13 protein-coding genes and 1 tRNA gene are annotated in these 17,600 nt (G+C 67.1%); all 14 read right to left on the bottom strand.

Annotation, left to right across the window (positions count from 1 at the left end; genetic code table 11):
* Nucleotides 1–131 precede the first annotated feature (131 nt).
* The 14 genes from fusA to ACZ6ZN_RS13760 all read right to left on the bottom strand — a co-directional run bounded on the left by fusA (nt 132) and on the right by ACZ6ZN_RS13760 (nt 17,368).
* Entirely contained in the window at nt 132–2,258 is a 2,127-nt protein-coding gene (gene fusA / locus ACZ6ZN_RS13825; protein WP_398107046.1) for an elongation factor G, read from the bottom strand.
* A gap of 39 nt (nt 2,259–2,297) precedes the next feature.
* Nucleotides 2,298–2,768 (bottom strand): 30S ribosomal protein S7, encoded by a 471-nt coding sequence (rpsG, locus tag ACZ6ZN_RS13820; protein ID WP_003992340.1) that lies wholly within the window; start codon nt 2,766–2,768, stop codon nt 2,298–2,300.
* A 2-nt stretch (nt 2,769–2,770) separates the two neighbouring features.
* Entirely contained in the window at nt 2,771–3,142 is a 372-nt protein-coding gene (gene rpsL / locus ACZ6ZN_RS13815) for a 30S ribosomal protein S12 (RefSeq protein WP_003948652.1), read from the bottom strand.
* Between the two features lie 323 nt (nt 3,143–3,465).
* Entirely contained in the window at nt 3,466–3,990 is a 525-nt protein-coding gene (locus tag ACZ6ZN_RS13810) for a DUF1707 and DUF4190 domain-containing protein (RefSeq protein ID WP_398107047.1), read from the bottom strand.
* A 221-nt stretch (nt 3,991–4,211) separates the two neighbouring features.
* On the bottom strand, nt 4,212–8,111 hold the full coding sequence (locus tag ACZ6ZN_RS13805) for a DNA-directed RNA polymerase subunit beta' (protein WP_451878285.1): 3,900 nt from the start codon (nt 8,109–8,111) through the stop codon (nt 4,212–4,214).
* Between the two features lie 94 nt (nt 8,112–8,205).
* Nucleotides 8,206–11,691 (bottom strand): DNA-directed RNA polymerase subunit beta, encoded by a 3,486-nt coding sequence (gene rpoB / locus ACZ6ZN_RS13800; protein ID WP_398107049.1) that lies wholly within the window; start codon nt 11,689–11,691, stop codon nt 8,206–8,208.
* A 574-nt stretch (nt 11,692–12,265) separates the two neighbouring features.
* The gene (gene rplL, locus ACZ6ZN_RS13795; RefSeq protein WP_376329234.1) at nt 12,266–12,655 is read right to left on the bottom strand and encodes a 50S ribosomal protein L7/L12; all 390 of its coding nucleotides are present in this window, start codon (nt 12,653–12,655) and stop codon (nt 12,266–12,268) included.
* A gap of 114 nt (nt 12,656–12,769) precedes the next feature.
* On the bottom strand, nt 12,770–13,300 hold the full coding sequence (gene rplJ, locus ACZ6ZN_RS13790) for a 50S ribosomal protein L10 (RefSeq protein ID WP_094054440.1): 531 nt from the start codon (nt 13,298–13,300) through the stop codon (nt 12,770–12,772).
* Between the two features lie 284 nt (nt 13,301–13,584).
* Nucleotides 13,585–14,445 (bottom strand): SCO4651 family lipoprotein, encoded by an 861-nt coding sequence (locus ACZ6ZN_RS13785; RefSeq protein WP_469646000.1) that lies wholly within the window; start codon nt 14,443–14,445, stop codon nt 13,585–13,587.
* 127 nt (nt 14,446–14,572) lie between these two features.
* Complete coding sequence (gene rplA, locus ACZ6ZN_RS13780) at nt 14,573–15,298, bottom strand: 50S ribosomal protein L1 (RefSeq protein WP_234849665.1); 726 nt, start codon at nt 15,296–15,298, stop codon at nt 14,573–14,575.
* Between the two features lie 79 nt (nt 15,299–15,377).
* Nucleotides 15,378–15,812: a 50S ribosomal protein L11 gene (gene rplK, locus ACZ6ZN_RS13775; RefSeq protein ID WP_093613725.1), complete on the bottom strand. Its 435-nt coding sequence runs from the start codon at nt 15,810–15,812 to the stop codon at nt 15,378–15,380.
* 170 nt (nt 15,813–15,982) lie between these two features.
* Nucleotides 15,983–16,822, bottom strand: coding sequence for a transcription termination/antitermination protein NusG (nusG, locus tag ACZ6ZN_RS13770; RefSeq protein ID WP_469645995.1), 840 nt, complete (start codon nt 16,820–16,822; stop codon nt 15,983–15,985).
* A gap of 80 nt (nt 16,823–16,902) precedes the next feature.
* Nucleotides 16,903–17,187: a preprotein translocase subunit SecE gene (gene secE / locus ACZ6ZN_RS13765; protein WP_185012667.1), complete on the bottom strand. Its 285-nt coding sequence runs from the start codon at nt 17,185–17,187 to the stop codon at nt 16,903–16,905.
* Between the two features lie 108 nt (nt 17,188–17,295).
* A tRNA-Trp gene (locus ACZ6ZN_RS13760) sits at nt 17,296–17,368 on the bottom strand.
* Nucleotides 17,369–17,600 lie beyond the last annotated feature (232 nt).

The raw sequence follows: 17,600 nt of genomic DNA, 5'->3' as shown, positions 1-17,600 counted from the left end.
GTACGCCTTACTTCATCGGCGCCAGGTGATCTTTGCTGGAAAGCCCGGGCCTCGGGGCATTCTCACCACGATTGCGGCGGAATGCCCCTCAAGGCTCCGGAGTCAAGCCTACGGCGTGTAGACGCGGTGCGTTACTCGCCCTTGGCCTTCGCGATGATCTCCTCGGCGACGTTCCGGGGAACCTCGGCGTAGGAGTCGAACTGCATGGAGTAGCTCGCACGGCCGGACGTCTTGCTGCGCAGGTCGCCGACGTAACCGAACATCTCCGAGAGGGGCACGAGGCCCTTCACGACGCGGGCACCGGCCCGCTCCTCCATGGCCTGGATCTGGCCACGGCGGGAGTTGATGTCGCCGATGACCTCACCCATGTAGTCCTCGGGCGTGGTGACCTCGACGGCCATCATCGGCTCGAGCAGTACGGGGCTGGCCTTGCGCGCGGCCTCCTTGAAGGCCTGCGAACCGGCGATCTTGAACGCGAGCTCGGAGGAGTCCACCTCGTGGTAGGCACCGTCGAGCAGCGTCACGCGGACGCCGGTCATCTCGTAGCCGGCGAGGATGCCGAACTGCATGGCCTCCTGCGCACCGGCGTCCACCGAAGGGATGTACTCCTTCGGCACACGGCCACCGGTCACCTTGTTGATGAACTCGTACGAGGCGTCGCCGCCCTCGATCGGCTCGATCGCGATGATGACGCGAGCGAACTGGCCGGTACCACCCGTCTGCTTCTTGTGGGTGAACTCGACCTTCTCGACGGCCTTGCGGATCGTCTCGCGGTAGGCGACCTGCGGCTTGCCGACGTTGGCCTCGACCTTGAACTCACGGCGCATGCGGTCGACCAGCACCTCGAGGTGCAGCTCGCCCATACCGCCGATGATGGTCTGGCCGGTCTCCTCGTCCGAGTGGACCTGGAACGACGGGTCCTCCTCGGCCAGGCGCTGGATCGCGACGCCGAGCTTCTCCTGGTCGCCCTTCGACTTGGGCTCGATGGCGACCTGGATGACCGGCGCCGGGAAGTCCATGGACTCCAGGATCACCGGGTTCTTGTCGTCGGACAGCGTCTCACCGGTGGTGGTCTGCTTCAGGCCCATGACGGCGACGATGTCGCCGGCGCCCACCGACTCGATCTCCTCACGCTTGTTGGCGTGCATGCGGTAGATCTTGCCGATGCGCTCCTTCTTGCCCTTCACGGAGTTCAGCACCTGGGTGCCGGACTCCAGACGGCCGGAGTACACGCGGACGAAGGTGAGCTTGCCGAGGTGCGGGTCGCTCATGATCTTGAACGCCAGCGCCGCGAGGGGCTCGTCCTCCGACGGCTTGCGGGAGATGACCTGCTCCGGGTCCTTGACGTCGTGGCCCTCGATGGCCTCGACGTCGAGCGGGGTGGGCAGGTAACGCACGACCGCGTCGAGCAGGGGCTGGACGCCCTTGTTCTTGAACGCGGTGCCGCAGAAGACGGGGGTGACGGTGACGCCGTCGCCCTTGCCGGACGCGATGGTGATGCGACGGATCGCGGCGTAGAGCTGCTCCACGGTGGGCTCGGTGCCCTCCAGGTACAGCTCCATCAGCTCTTCGTCGTTCTCGGCGACGGCCTCGAGCAGCTTGCCGCGGTACTCCTCGGCAGCCTCGGCGTGGGTGTCCGGGATGTCGACGGTGTCGTACATCTCGCCCTTGGTCGCCTCGGCCGACCAGACCAGGGCCTTCATCGTCACGAGGTCGATGACGCCCTTGAAGTCCGCCTCCGCACCGATCGGCAGCTGCATGACCAGCGGCTGCGCGCCCAGGCGGTCCGAGATCATGTCCACGCAGCGGTGGAACTCGGCGCCGGTACGGTCCAGCTTGTTGACGAAGCAGATACGCGGCACGCCGTAGCGGTCCGCCTGACGCCACACCGTCTCGGACTGCGGCTCCACACCGGCGACACCGTCGAACACCGTCACGGCACCGTCGAGCACGCGCAGGGAGCGCTCCACCTCGACGGTGAAGTCGACGTGACCCGGGGTGTCGATGATGTTGATGGTGTAGTCGTTGTCCTCGAGCGGCCAGTGACAGGTGGTCGCAGCAGACGTGATCGTGATGCCACGCTCCTGCTCCTGCTCCATCCAGTCCATGGTGGCAGCGCCGTCGTGGACCTCACCGATCTTGTAAGACACACCGGTGTAGAACAGGATCCGCTCGGTGGTGGTCGTCTTGCCCGCGTCGATGTGGGCCATGATCCCGATGTTGCGGACCTTGGCCAGGTCAAGTGAAGTGGTAGCCATAAGGCTTCAGTCTTCTCTCGGTCTCGATGTGGGTAGCGACTACCAGCGGTAGTGCGCGAAGGCCTTGTTGGACTCGGCCATCTTGTGGGTGTCCTCGCGCTTCTTCACAGCGGCACCGAGGCCGTTGGAGGCGTCGAGAAGCTCGTTGAGCAGACGCTCGGTCATGGTCTTCTCGCGACGGGCGCGGGAGTAACCGACCAGCCAGCGCAGCGCGAGCGTGTTGGCGCGACCGGGCTTGACCTCGATCGGAACCTGGTACGTCGCACCACCGACACGGCGGGACTTGACCTCGAGGGTCGGCTTGATGTTCTCCAGCGCGCGCTTCAGCGTGATGATCGGGTCGTTGCCCGTCTTCTCACGCAGACCCTCCATGGCACCGTAGACGATGCGCTCGGCGGTGGAGCGCTTGCCGTTCAGCAGCACCTTGTTGATGAGCGACGTCACCAGAGGAGAACCGTAGACCGGGTCGATGATGACCGGGCGCTTCGGGGCGGGGCCCTTACGAGGCATTCTTACTTCTCCTTCTTGGCGCCGTAGCGGCTGCGGGCCTGCTTGCGGTTCTTGACACCCTGGGTGTCGAGCGAGCCGCGGATGATCTTGTAGCGAACACCCGGCAGGTCCTTCACACGGCCGCCGCGCACGAGCACGATGGAGTGCTCCTGCAGGTTGTGTCCCTCACCCGGAATGTAAGCAGTGACCTCGATCCCGCTGGTCAGACGCACACGCGCGACCTTACGCAGGGCCGAGTTCGGCTTCTTCGGGGTGGTCGTGAACACACGCGTGCAGACGCCGCGACGCTGAGGGGAACCCTCGAGTGCGGGCGTCTTGTTCTTCTCGACCTTGTCCTGCCGGCCCTTGCGGACCAGCTGCTGGATCGTAGGCACTACTTCTCCGGTTTCTGTGTGCCGATTGGTGAAGCTAACCTGGAACGTCGCCGACCCACGCGGTCGGGTGTGTCGCATCCCGCGGACCCCTGCCGCCAGGCGGGATCAAGCGCGGATTGCGGTGGCCGGTGTCAGCTCGCTGTGCGGTTGATGGCACGCACGAGAGCCAGGGCACACCCCAGGCACAAGGTCTGAGCGTACCTACCGCATTCGCTGCGGTCAAAACAAATGGGCACCGCCCGCATCGCCATGCGGAGCATGTCAAGACCCTCGGCCCTCGACGATCTTCAATTCGACGGCGGACGGTCGACCCGGCGGACCCGTCAGGCCGCCAGGGCGGAGACCACCGTGAGCAACACCAGGACGAGTGCCCAGCCTGCCGTGGACAACCACCCCAGCACGATCCCGGTCAGCGCCAGCCCCTCCCCCAGCTCACCGCGGCTGCGGATCTCGGCCCGCGCCACGTGCCCGAGCACGACCGCCGGGATGCCGGTCAGACCCATCGTAGGCACGCACAACAGCCCGCACACGCCGGCCGCGACCGCCTTCCCGTTCGTCCGCGGCCGCGGCGCGGCCACGAACGTGCGCGGCACGGGCATGACGCCGGCCGGCTGCGCCAGCGGCCCCTGCGGCAGATCGGCGACGAGCAGCGCCAGCTCCCCCACCGTGCGGGCCCCGTAGGCCCGTGCGACCCGCTTCTCGAACTCCTCGCGCTCCATCCGCCCCTCGCCGTACCCGGCTCTGAGCACGTCCACGGCCCGCTCCCGGTCGGCGTGCGAGGCGAGCATGGTCGACGGTCCGCCGGCGCCCTGCCAGGGCTGCCAGGCCGGATAGTGCGGCTGCGACACGGAGCACCTCCCCGGGGCCCAAGTCCTTCCATGATGCGCCGAACACCCCGTTCCGGCACCGGTGCGTCCCCACCCAGGACGGCGTGTCGGCCACCGGCACCGGCGCAGCGCCGGGGGCGCACGCGGTCCGCCGGAGGCCCTCACAAGGGCGCGTGCGCCGTCCGGGAACGCCGAAGGGCGGCCACCCCGGAGGGTGACCGCCCTTGGCTCAAGCGACTCGCTTACTGGTTGTACGGACCGTAGTCGTAGTCCTCCAGCGGAACGGCCTGGCCGGAGCCCGTGCCGAACGGCGAGTAGTCGATGTCGTCGTAGCCGACGGCCGAGTACATCGCGGCCTTGGCCTCCTCGGTCGGCTCGACCCGGATGTTGCGGTAGCGGGACAGACCCGTACCGGCCGGGATGAGCTTACCGATGATGACGTTCTCCTTGAGGCCGATGAGGCTGTCGGACTTGGCGTTGATCGCCGCGTCCGTCAGGACTCGGGTCGTCTCCTGGAAGGAGGCGGCCGACAGCCAGGATTCCGTCGCCAGCGAGGCCTTGGTGATACCCATCAGCTGCGGACGACCGGAGGCCGGGTGACCGCCCTCCTGGACCACACGACGGTTCTCGTGCTCGAACTTCGAGCGCTCGACCAGCTCGCCGGGCAGCAGCTCGGCGTCGCCGGACTCGATGATCGTCACGCGGCGGAGCATCTGCCGGATGATGATCTCGATGTGCTTGTCGTGGATCGACACACCCTGCGAGTTGTAGACCTTCTGGACCTCGCCGACCAGGTGGACCTGGACGGCACGCTGGCCCAGAATGCGCAGCACGTCGTGCGGGTTGGTGGCACCCACGGTGAGCTTCTGGCCCACCTCGACGTGCTCGCCCTCGCTGACCAGGAGACGGGCGCGCTTCGAGATCGGGTAGGCCGTCTCGTCGCTGCCGTCGTCCGGCGTGATGACGATCTTCTTGGTCTTCTCGGTCTCCTCGATCCGCACGCGGCCGGAGGCCTCGGAGATCGGGGCGACACCCTTCGGGGTACGGGCCTCGAAGAGCTCGACGACACGCGGCAGACCCTGGGTGATGTCGTCACCGGCCACACCACCGGTGTGGAAGGTACGCATCGTCAGCTGGGTGCCGGGCTCACCGATGGACTGGGCGGCGATGATGCCGACCGCCTCACCGATGTCGACCAGCTTGCCGGTGGCCAGCGAACGGCCGTAGCACATCGCGCAGGTGCCGACGGCGGACTCGCAGGTCAGGACCGAGCGGGTCTTGACCTCCTCGACGCCGCGGGAGACGAGCTCCTCGATGAGGACGTCGCCCAGGTCGGTGCCGGCCGGGGCCAGGACCTGACCGTCGACCACGATGTCCTCGGCGAGGCAGCGCGCGTACACGGACGTCTCGACGTCCTCCGCCTTGAGCAGGGTGCCCTCGGCGTTCCGGTCGGCGATCTTCAGACGCAGACCGCGCTCGGTGCCGCAGTCCTCCTCGCGGATGATGACGTCCTGGGAGACGTCGACCAGACGACGCGTGAGGTAACCCGAGTCGGCGGTACGCAGAGCGGTGTCCGCCAGACCCTTACGGGCACCGTGCGTGGAGATGAAGTACTCCAGCACGGACAGGCCCTCACGGAACGACGCCTTGATCGGACGCGGGATCGTCTCGTTCTTCGCGTTCGACACCAGACCACGCATACCGGCGATCTGACGCATCTGCATCATGTTGCCTCGTGCACCCGAGTTCACCATCATGAAGATCGGGTTGGTCTTCGGGAAGTTGTCGTTCATTGCCTCGGCGACCTCGTTGGTCGCCTTGGTCCAGATCGCGATGAGCTCCTGCGTGCGCTCGTCCTTGGTGATCAGACCGCGCTCGTACTGCTTCTGGACCTTCTCGTCCTGCGCCTCGTAGCCCTTGACGATCTCCTTCTTCGCCTCGGGAACGACGACGTCGGAGATGGCCACGGTGACGCCGGAGCGGGTCGCCCAGAAGAAGCCGGCCGCCTTCAGGTTGTCGAGCGTCGCCGCCACGATGACCTTCGGGTAGCGCTCGGCGAGGTCGTTGACGATCTCGGAGAGCTGCTTCTTGCCGACCTCGTAGTCGACGAACGGGTAGTCCTCGGGCAGCAGCTCGTTGAAGAGCGCGCGGCCCAGGGTGGTGTTCAGCCGGAAGCTGTCACCCTGCTGCCACTCGGGCTCGCCCTCCTCGCGCGCCGGCGGGGTCCAGCCGCGCGGCGGGATGGTGCCGACCGGGAAGCGGACGTCGATCTTCGACTGGAGCGAGAGCTCGCCCGCGTCGAAGGCCATGATCGCCTCGGCGACCGAGGCGAAGGAACGGCCCTCGCCCTTGAGGTCGCGCATCTCGCCGTCGGTGGTGAGGAAGAACAGACCGAGGACCATGTCCTGGGTCGGCATCGTCACCGGGCGGCCGTCGGCCGGCTTGAGGATGTTGTTCGAGGACAGCATCAGGATGCGGGCCTCGGCCTGCGCCTCCGCGGACAGCGGCAGGTGCACGGCCATCTGGTCACCGTCGAAGTCCGCGTTGAACGCGGTGCAGACGAGCGGGTGGATCTGGATGGCCTTGCCCTCGACCAGCTGCGGCTCGAAGGCCTGGATGCCGAGGCGGTGCAGCGTGGGCGCACGGTTCAGCAGAACCGGGTGCTCCGCGATGACCTCTTCCAGCACGTCGTACACGACCGTGCGGCCGCGCTCGACCATGCGCTTGGCGCTCTTGATGTTCTGCGCGTGGTTCAGGTCGACCAGGCGCTTCATCACGAACGGCTTGAACAGCTCCAGCGCCATCGCCTTCGGCAGACCGCACTGGTGCAGCTTCAGCTGCGGACCGACGACGATCACGGAACGCGCGGAGTAGTCCACGCGCTTGCCGAGCAGGTTCTGACGGAAGCGGCCCTGCTTGCCCTTCAGCATGTCGCTGAGGGACTTCAGCGGGCGGTTGCCGGGGCCGGTGACCGGGCGGCCGCGACGGCCGTTGTCGAACAGCGCGTCCACGGCCTCCTGGAGCATGCGCTTCTCGTTGTTCACGATGATCTCGGGCGCACCGAGGTCGAGAAGCCGCTTCAGGCGGTTGTTGCGGTTGATCACACGGCGGTACAGGTCGTTCAGGTCGGAGGTCGCGAAGCGGCCACCGTCCAGCTGCACCATCGGGCGGAGGTCCGGCGGGATGACCGGCACGCAGTCGAGCACCATGCCCTTGGGGCTGTTGCTGGTCTGCAGGAACGCGGAGACGACCTTCAGGCGCTTGAGCGCACGGGTCTTCTTCTGGCCCTTGCCGGTGCGGATGATCTCGCGGAGCTTCTCGGCCTCCTCGTCGAGGTCGAAGGACTCCAGGCGCTTCTGCAGCGCCGCGGCACCCATCGAGCCGTCGAAGTACGTGCCGAAGCGGTCACGCAGCTCGCGGTAGAGCAGCTCGTCGCCCTCGAGGTCCTGGACCTTGAGGTTCTTGAAGCGGTTCCACACCTCGTCGAGGCGGTCGATCTCGCGCTGCGCGCGGTCGCGCAGCTGCTTCATCTCGCGCTCGGCGCCCTCGCGCACCTTGCGGCGCACGTCGGCCTTGGCGCCCTCGGCCTCCAGCTCGGCGAGGTCCGTCTCGAGCTTCTTGGCGCGGTTCTCCAGGTCGGAGTCGCGGCGCTGCTCGATCTGCTGACGCTCGACGGAGACGTGCGCCTCCAGCGAGGGCAGGTCGCGGGTGCGGCGCTCCTCGTCGACGAACGTGATCATGTACGCCGCGAAGTAGATGACCTTCTCGAGGTCCTTGGGAGCCAGGTCGAGCAGGTAGCCCAGCCGGCTCGGGACACCCTTGAAGTACCAGATGTGCGTGACGGGCGCGGCCAGCTCGATGTGGCCCATCCGCTCACGGCGCACCTTGGCGCGCGTGACCTCGACGCCGCAGCGCTCACAGATGATGCCCTTGAAGCGGACGCGCTTGTACTTGCCGCAGTAGCACTCCCAGTCCCGGGTCGGACCGAAGATCTTCTCGCAGAAGAGTCCGTCCTTCTCGGGCTTGAGGGTGCGGTAGTTGATGGTCTCGGGCTTCTTGACCTCGCCGTGGCTCCACTGACGGATGTCGTCAGCGGTGGCCAGACCGATCCGGAGCTCGTCGAAGAAGTTGACGTCGAGCACTATGCGTCAATCCCTCTCAGGGTTGTAAGTCATGGGGTCTGATACGGGGGTCCTGGGGCCGGCGGCCTTCGTGACGAAGGCCGCCGGACTCCCGTCAGACCTCTTCGACGCTGCTCGGCTCGCGCCGGGACAGGTCGATGCCAAGCTCCTCCGCAGCGCGGAAGACGTCCTCGTCGGTGTCGCGCATCTCGATGGACATGCCGTCCGAGGACAGCACCTCCACGTTGAGGCACAGGGACTGCATCTCCTTGATGAGCACCTTGAAGGACTCGGGGATGCCGGGCTCGGGGATGTTCTCGCCCTTGACGATGGCCTCGTAGACCTTCACGCGGCCGGTGACGTCGTCGGACTTGATGGTCAGCAGCTCCTGGAGGGCGTACGCGGCGCCGTAGGCCTCGAGGGCCCACACCTCCATCTCACCGAAGCGCTGACCACCGAACTGGGCCTTACCACCCAGCGGCTGCTGGGTGATCATCGAGTACGGACCGGTCGACCGGGCGTGCAGCTTGTCGTCGACCAGGTGGTGCAGCTTGAGGATGTACATGTACCCGACGGAGATCGGGTCCGGGAACGGCTCGCCGGAGCGGCCGTCGAACAGCCGGGCCTTGCCGGTCGGGAGCACCATGCGCTCGCCGTCCCGGTTCGGGATGGTGTGGTTCAGCAGACCGGCCAGCTCGTCCTCGCGGGCACCGTCGAAGACCGGGGTCGCGACGTTGGTGCCGGGGGCGACCTGGTCGGCGCCGATGGCCTGGAGGCGCTGGGCCCACTCCTCCGCCAGGCCGGAGACGTCCCAGCCGCGGCTGGCGAGCCAGCCGAGGTGGATCTCCAGCACCTGTCCCGGGTTCATGCGGGACGGGACACCCAGCGGGTTGAGGATGATGTCGACCGGGGTGCCGTCCTCCAGGAACGGCATGTCCTCGATCGGCAGGATCTTCGAGATGACGCCCTTGTTGCCGTGACGGCCGGCGAGCTTGTCACCGTCGGTGATCTTGCGCTTCTGCGCGACGTAGACGCGCACCAGCTGGTTCACACCGGGGGGAAGCTCGTCGCCCTCCTCGCGGTCGAAGACGCGGACGCCGATGACCTTGCCGGTCTCGCCGTGCGGCACCTTCAGCGAGGTGTCACGGACCTCACGGGCCTTCTCACCGAAGATCGCGCGCAGCAGGCGCTCCTCCGGCGTCAGCTCGGTCTCACCCTTGGGCGTGACCTTGCCGACGAGGATGTCGCCGGCGATGACCTCGGCGCCGATGCGGATGATGCCGCGCTCGTCGAGGTCGGCGAGGACCTCCTCGGAGACGTTCGGGATGTCCCGGGTGATCTCCTCGGGGCCGAGCTTGGTGTCACGGGCGTCGACCTCGTGCTCCTCGATGTGGATCGAGGAGAGGACGTCGTCCTGCACGAGGCGCTGCGACAGGATGATCGCGTCCTCGTAGTTGTGACCCTCCCACGGCATGAACGCCACGAGCAGGTTCTTGCCCAGCGCCATCTCGCCGTTCTCGGTGGCCGGGCCGTCGGCCAGGACCTGGCCCTCGATGATCCGGTCGCCCTCGTTGACGATGACCTTCTGGTTGACCGAGGTGCCCTGGTTGGAGCGGGCGAACTTGGCCAGGCGGTACGTGATGTACGTGCCGTCGTCGTTGGCGGTGGTGATGTAGTCCGCGGAGACCTCCTGGACCACACCGGGCTTCTCGGCCTTGACCACGTCGCCGGCGTCGACCGCGGAGCGGTACTCCATGCCGGTGCCGACGAGCGGGGACTCGGACTTAATCAGCGGCACGGCCTGACGCATCATGTTCGCGCCCATGAGGGCACGGTTGGCGTCGTCGTGCTCCAGGAAGGGGATCATGGCGGTCGCGACCGACACCATCTGGCGCGGCGAGACGTCCATGTAGTCCACGTCCTCGGGGCCGACGTAGTCGACCTCGCCGCCCTTGCGGCGGACCAGCACGCGGGCCTCGACGAAGCGCATGTCGTCGCCGAGCGTGGCGTTGGCCTGCGCGATGACGAAGCGGTCCTCCTCGTCGGCGGTCAGGTAGTCGACCTCGTCGGTGACCTGGCCGTCGATGACCTTGCGGTACGGGGTCTCGACGAAACCGAACGCGTTGACCCGGCCGTAGGAGGCGAGCGAGCCGATCAGACCGATGTTCGGGCCTTCGGGCGTCTCGATCGGGCACATGCGGCCGTAGTGCGAGGGGTGCACGTCACGGACCTCGAAGCCGGCCCGCTCACGGGACAGACCACCCGGGCCAAGGGCCGACAGACGGCGCTTGTGGGTGAGACCCGACAGCGGGTTGTTCTGGTCCATGAACTGCGACAGCTGGCTGGTGCCGAAGAACTCCTTGATGGAGGCGACGACCGGCCGGATGTTGATCAGGGTCTGCGGCGTGATCGCCTCGACGTCCTGGGTCGTCATCCGCTCGCGGACGACACGCTCCATACGCGCCAGACCCGTGCGGACCTGGTTCTGGATGAGCTCGCCGACGCTGCGCAGGCGGCGGTTGCCGAAGTGGTCGATGTCGTCGGTCTCGACGACGATGTTCGTGCCACTGTCGCCGACCGTCTCGGTCTCGCCCGCGTGCAGCTTCACCAGGTACTTGATCGTCGAGATGATGTCCTCGACGGTCAGGATGCCCGCGTCCAGCGGAGCGTCCGCACCCAGCTTCTTGTTGACCTTGTAGCGACCGACCTTGGCCAGGTCGTAGCGCTTGGGGTTGAAGTAGAGGTTCTCCAGCAGCGTCTGCGCGGCCTCACGCGTGGGGGGCTCGCCCGGACGCAGCTTGCGGTAGATGTCGAGCAGCGCGTCGTCCTGGCCCTGGGTGTGGTCCTTCTCCAGGGTGGCGCGCATGGACTCGTACTCGCCGAACTCCTCGAGGATCTGCTCGGTGGTCCAGCCGAGCGCCTTGAGCAGGACGGTGACGGACTGCTTGCGCTTGCGGTCGATGCGCACACCGACCATGTCGCGCTTGTCGATCTCCATCTCCAGCCAGGCACCCCGGGACGGGATGATCTTGGCGGAGAAGATGTCCTTGTCGGACGTCTTGTCGATGGAGGAGTCGAAGTAGACACCGGGCGAACGGACGAGCTGCGACACCACGACACGCTCGGTGCCGTTGATGACGAAGGTGCCCTTGTTCGTCATGAGCGGGAAGTCGCCCATGAAGACCGTCTGGGACTTGATCTCGCCGGTCTCGTTGTTGGTGAACTCGGCGGTGACGAAGAGCGGGGCCGCGTACGTGAAGTCGCGCTCCTTGCACTCGTCGATGGAGTTCTTCGGCGGCTCGAAGCGGTGGTCGCGGAAGGTCAGCGACATCGACCCGCTGAAGTCCTCGATCGGGGAGATCTCCTCGAAGATCTCCTCGAGCCCGGACTTGGTGGGGACGTCCTGACCGTTCTCGAGAGCCTCCTCGACCCGACTCTGCCAGGCGGTGTTGCCGAGCAGCCAGTCAAAGCTCTCGGTCTGCAGCGCGAGCAGGTTCGGAACCTCGAGAGGCTCCTTGATCTTTGCAAAAGAGATGCGCAGCGGGGCAGTGCTGGCGGCGTTGTTCGTATTCGCGGTCGAGGCGTTGCGCGAGGCGGCCAAGAGGGGGTCCTTCCGAGGGCTCGGACTCACTACGCGCGTACCGGCCCCTCTCCCGTACACGGAGACAAGCTGTGCCATGGGGGCCGAAAGGCCAGGTCAGGCATGTCTTGTCATCGATGCTCGGGCGAGGGCAGACCCCTGGTGACGGGCAGGGGGCAGCTAACAGGCAGCGCAAAGGGTCAGTGTAGCCACTTGGCACACTGATGTCCAGTCCGGGTTGTCAGGCCCGTGTTCACCCTCGTTGTTCCACTCCTGCGACAAGGTCCTGCTCTCAACGCACGTTGATACTGCCCTCTTCGTCGTCGATCCATGCCTCGGATTCGGATCCTTGTGACGACGCGTCCTGAGAATTGCGCGCTGCGTGCGGTTCGTCAAGGCCCCCCTGCCCCCGACCGGGGCCGCCCGGAGACACGACGAAGATCACCATACCCCCCGCCACAGAGGCTGCAAGGCAACCGTGGCCGCACCCCTGGAACGCCGAAGAGCGACCACCCGGATGGATGATCGCTCTTCCACGCTTGCGCGTTACACGCCCTGCGGGACGTGTCGGGGATCCTGGCGGATCCGGAAGGTCTTACTTGACCTCGACGGAGGCGCCGGCGCCCTTGAGGGACTCGGCGGCCTTCTCGGCGGCGTCCTTGGCGACCTTCTCGAGAACGGGCTTCGGGGCGCCGTCCACGAGGTCCTTGGCCTCCTTCAGACCCAGGGAGGTCAGCTCACGCACGACCTTGATGACCTGGATCTTCTTGTCGCCGGCGCCGGTGAGGATGACGTCGAACTCGTCCTTCTCCTCGGCGGCCTCGGCGGCGGCGCCACCAGCGGCACCACCGGCGACGACGACCGGGGCGGCCGCGGCGGCGGTGACGTCGAACTTCTCCTCGAACGCCTTCACGAACTCGGAGAGCTCGATGAGGGTCATCTCCTCGAACTGCGCGAGCAGGTCTTCCTGAGACAGCTTCGCCATGATGGCGGTCCTTCCACTAATTCGGCTGGTGCCGGATGTACATGTGAGGCGGGCGTACTACTGGCCCGCGACGGCCTCCGCGTTCAGGCAGCGGAAGCCGGGATGCGAGCCGAGTTACTCGGCACCGCCCTGCTCGTCCTGCTTGGCACGGAGCGCGTCCACGGTGCGGACGAGCTTCGACGGCAGCGCCTGGAAGACAGAGGCAGCCTGCGACTGCTTGCCCTTCATGGCACCGGCCAGCTTGGAGAGCAGAACCTCGCGGGACTCGAGGTCCGCAAGCTTCTTGATCTCATCGGCGGACAGCGCCTTGCCGTCAAGGACACCGCCCTTGATGATGAGATTCGGGTTGTCCTTGGCGAAGTCACGAAGACCCTTCGCCGACTCCACCGGGTCACCGGTGACGAAGGCGACGGCCGTCGGGCCAGCGAAGAGCTGGTCCTCGAGCGTGATCCCGGCCTCGTTGGCCGCAATCTTGGTCAGCGTGTTCTTCACCACGGCGTACTGGGCGTTCTCACCGAGCGAACGACGCAGCGTCTTGAGCTGCGCCACGGTGAGACCGCGGTACTCGGTCAGCACGGCGGCGTTGGAGCTGCGGAACTTGTCCGTCAGCTCGGCAACCGCGGCAGCCTTGTCGGGCCTCGCCATAGAGCCTCGGCCTCCTTCCGGGTGATTCGGACCGCGCGGACCCGAAGGAGGACTGGGGAAAACGAAACGCCCCGGCGCAAGCGCACGGGGCGTAGCTCGACCGGATCTCCACACGCACGGGGCGGCGGACTCCGGGAGCTTCTCCAGTGTCACCTGCGCGGGTCGTCCGCCGTTCAGCGGATCCTTCGGCCACCACGCCCTCGTGCGAGCGCGCGGTAACGACCAGCGGTCTTTGGCTTCTGTAGGAGCGTACGGGAACGGGTCGCCGTCAAGCAAATCCGCCCTCAAGGGGTGGAAGGAGGGCGCTCGCGCAGGAGGTCCTCGAAGTCTCCGGTGTCGGCACGCGGCGGGCGCTGGGCCCGGACCGGCACGCCGTAGTCGGTGTAGTAGGCGGTCTGGGTCGTCACGCCCGTGGCCGTCCGCGCCTTCTCCACCTTCTTGACCAGCAGGTCCCGCTCGTCGACCCAGACGTCCAGGGTCTCACCGGTGACCCCGGCGTCGGTGAGCTGCTCGCGCAGGCCGGCGTCGGTGACGTCGTCGGCGTCGACGGTGCCCGACCAGTGGGTGGCGGCCCGGCCGCGGACGGTCTCCCGGCCGACCTTCCTGACGTCCCGGGAGGCCAGCAGGAGCTTCACCGACTGGTTGGGGGTCGTGCCGCGCATCTGGTCGCCGAAGTGCGCCCCGGAGCCGCCGGTGAGGGCTTCGAGGTCCTCGTAGGCGTACCGGATCCAGCGTTTGCCGCCGGTCCTCTCGGCGAACTTCTCGCTCATGCGCGCGTAGTAGGCGTCGGGCAGGTAGCGGGCCTGGATCGAGGCGCTGCCGAGCCGGCGCATGGTGTCGGCGACGGTGCCGCCGGTATAGGTGATGGTGAGGGTGCCGGTCATGCCGCCGTCCCAGCCGAGGGCGCCGTCGGCCCTCATGGACATCAGCGAGCCCATGGCCGTGGTGGACTCCACCCGGGCGGACCCGGCGCGCTCGGTGGCGCGCTCGGCGGAGCGCAGGGCCGTCAGGGACCTGCCCCGGGCGGGCCCGTCCTCGCCGGGCCCGTCGGAGGGCGCCGAGGACGTGCAGGCGCCCAAGAGCCCCGTCAGCGCGGTCGCCACCGCGAGCCCCAGTCCCGTACGGCGCACGGTCGTGCCCTGCATACGTCCCCCCGTTCGCATCCGGTTCCCGCACGTTAACCCAGGCCACCGGCGTACGTACCGGAAAAGGGAACGGGCCCCGCACCTGTAGGAGGTGCGGGGCCCGTGACCGGTTGGGTGAGCCTCAGGCTCAGACCGCAGCCGGGTCCTCCTCGACGAGGAGGTTGCGGGTGCGGTTCGAGTCGACCGGAATGCCGGGGCCCATCGTGGTGCTGATGGCGGCCTTCTTGATGTAGCGACCCTTGGCGGCGGACGGCTTCAGACGGAGGATCTCCTCCAGCGCCGCGCCGTAGTTCTCCACCAGCTTGGTGTCGTCGAACGACGTCTTGCCGATGATGAAGTGCAGGTTCGCGTGCTTGTCGACACGGAACTCGATCTTGCCGCCCTTGATCTCGGTGACGGCCTTGGCGACGTCGGGGGTGACGGTGCCGGTCTTCGGGTTCGGCATCAGACCACGCGGACCGAGCACGCGGCCGAGGCGGCCGACCTTGCCCATGAGGTCCGGGGTGGCGACGACGGCGTCGAAGTCCAGACGGCCCTTCGACACCTCGTCGATCAGCTCGTCGGCGCCGACGATGTCGGCGCCCGCGGCACGCGCGGCCTCGGCACGGTCACCGGTCGCGAAGACCAGGACCCGGGCGGTCTTACCGGTGCCGTGCGGGAGGTTCACGGTGCCACGGACCATCTGGTCGGCCTTGCGCGGGTCGACACCCAGACGGAAGGCGACCTCGACGGTGCCGTCGAACTTGGTCGTGGAGGTCTCCTTGGCGAGACGGACGGCCTCGAGCGGGGCGTAGAGCTTCTCCCGGTCGACCTTGGCGTCCGCAGCGCGAAGGGACTTGCTGCGCTTGCTCACTACTGCTCCTGGGGATTCTTAGGAGTCGTGGTCCGGGCCGAGCAGGCCCTGCCACTACTGCTGTCTACGAGGTGGGTTCTCAGCCCTCGACCGTGATGCCCATGGAACGGGCGGTGCCGGCGATGATCTTCGACGCGGCGTCCAGGTCGTTGGCGTTGAGGTCGGGCATCTTGGTCTCGGCGATCTCGCGGACCTGCGCCTGGGTGATCTTGGCGACCTTGGTCTTGTGCGGCTCGCCGGAGCCCTTCTCCACACCCGCGGCCTTGAGGATCATCTTGGCGGCCGGCGGGGTCTTGGTGATGAAGGTGAAGGAACGGTCCTCGTAGACCGTGATCTCCACCGGGATGACCCAGCCACGCTGCGACTCGGTCGCGGCGTTGTAGGCCTTGCAGAACTCCATGATGTTGACGCCGTGCTGACCCAGCGCGGGGCCGACCGGCGGAGCCGGGTTGGCGGCACCGGCCTGGATCTGGAGCTTGATGAGCCCCGTGACCTTCTTCTTCTTGGGAGGCATAGCTCTCCGGGTCCTTTCGATTCGGGTCCTGCCCGCACTCGGGGACCACCCGGATGCAGGCATACCGCACAACGATAACGGGTATAGATGCGCGGCCAAAAACCGCGCAGGTCAGGCAAGCGCCGGAGCGTTCGCCTGACCTGCGCGGAAGCGGTGGTGTCCGGAAGAAACTAGTTCTTCTGGATCTGGTCGAAGGAGAGCTCGACCGGCGTCTCGCGGCCGAAGATCTCGACGAGGCCCTTGACCTTCTTCGAGTCCGGGTTGATCTCGTTGATGGTCGCCTGCAGCGTGGCGAACGGGCCGTCGGTGACGGTGACCGAGTCGCCGACCTCGAAGTCCAGCACCTGGACCTCGACCTTGCGCTGCGGGGCCGGCTTGCCCTCGGCCTCGGCGGCCTCGCGGGCGGCCTTCTCCTCGGCCTCGGGGGCGAGCATCTTGACGATCTCGTCCAGGGTCAGCGGGTACGGGTCGTAGGCGTTGCCCACGAAGCCGGTGACGCCGGGGGTGTTGCGGACGACGCCCCAGGACTCGTTCGTCAGGTCCATGCGGACCAGGACGTAGCCCGGGAGCTTGTTCTGCTTGATCGTCTTGCGGTCGCCGTTCTTGATCTGGACGACCTCTTCCTGCGGCACCTCGGCCTGGAAGATGTAGTCCTCGACGTTCAGCGAGACGGCGCGCTGCTCGAGGTTGGTCTTCACGCGGTTCTCGTAACCGGCGTAGGTGTGGATGACGTACCACTCGCCGGGCAGGACGCGCAGCTCCTCGCGGAGCTTCTCGATGGGGTCGCGGTCGTCCTCGGGCTCCGCCTCGGACTCTTCCTCGACCTCGGCCGCGACCTCTTCACCGGTCTCGGTCTCCGCCTCGGCGGCGTCGTCGTCCGCGACGGCGTCGGCAGCCTCGACCTCGGCGGAGGCCTCGGTGTCCTCGCTGTCCGCGCCCTCGACGGTGTCGAGCTCGTCCTCGACGGACTCGACAGGCTCGATGGCGTCGTTCACGTTCGGGTCAGACACGGTGGCTGCTTCTTCCTGGATACATAGGGGTGGAACATGCGAAAGGAGCGCCGGGTACCTCGGCGCTCTTCGCTGGCTGCTCAGCCGAACACGTACTTGGCGGCGTTGCTGAGCCCGTAGTCGATCACGGTGACCAGCCCGATCATGATGACGACGAAGACGATCACCACGGTCGTGTACGTCGTCAGCTGGTTGCGCGTGGGCCAGACGACCTTGCGCAGCTCTGCGACGATCTGGCGGTAGAAGAGGGCCAGGCGCTTCAGCGGGCCCTTCTTGCCGCGCTTGCCGCCCTTGCGCGTCTTCTTGGACTCCGGCGCCTCGTCCTGGGCATCAGGCATGTCGATGGAGCCCACGGCGTCCGTCACTCGTCCTCACCTGATTCCGGGTCGTGGCCGTGCCGCGCCCGGTCTGAGCCGCACGGCGGTGCATTGCTGTACGTACATGCGCACACATCCTGGCGATGGAGTGTGTAGCAGGGCCGGAGGGACTTGAACCCCCAACCGCTGGTTTTGGAGACCAGTGCTCTACCAATTGAGCTACGACCCTTTGTGTGTCCCCCAACGTACCGCATCCGTCCGAATGCCAGGTGTGCACCGGACGAGCGCGGCCTGCGGAGGCCAACGAGGTGAGAGTGTACGTGGTCCGCGGCCGGGCGTCGAACAGAAAGGACGCGAGGCAGGGGTCGTTGGCGGAAGATCGCCCGGGAAGCGGGGGCCGGGACCGGGGACGTCGGCCGAAGATCGCCCCTGGCGGCGTGGCCGATCCGGACTGGTGTTCA

Source organism: Streptomyces sp. NPDC053665 (genome assembly GCF_055585285.1).
Note: the sequence above shows the minus strand (reverse complement) of the source record. Positions and strands in the feature narration are given on the sequence as shown.

What these genes read in the sequence shown, in the direction of transcription:
- fusA (WP_398107046.1), bottom strand. Translation starts at nt 2,258, where the DNA reads ATGGCTACCACTTCACTTGACCTGGCCAAGGTCCGCAACATCGGGATC.
- rpsG (WP_003992340.1), bottom strand. Translation starts at nt 2,768, where the DNA reads ATGCCTCGTAAGGGCCCCGCCCCGAAGCGCCCGGTCATCATCGACCCG.
- rplL (WP_376329234.1), bottom strand. Translation starts at nt 12,655, where the DNA reads ATGGCGAAGCTGTCTCAGGAAGACCTGCTCGCGCAGTTCGAGGAGATG.
- rplJ (WP_094054440.1), bottom strand. Translation starts at nt 13,300, where the DNA reads ATGGCGAGGCCCGACAAGGCTGCCGCGGTTGCCGAGCTGACGGACAAG.
- ACZ6ZN_RS13785 (WP_469646000.1), bottom strand. Translation starts at nt 14,445, where the DNA reads ATGCAGGGCACGACCGTGCGCCGTACGGGACTGGGGCTCGCGGTGGCG.
- rplK (WP_093613725.1), bottom strand. Translation starts at nt 15,812, where the DNA reads ATGCCTCCCAAGAAGAAGAAGGTCACGGGGCTCATCAAGCTCCAGATC.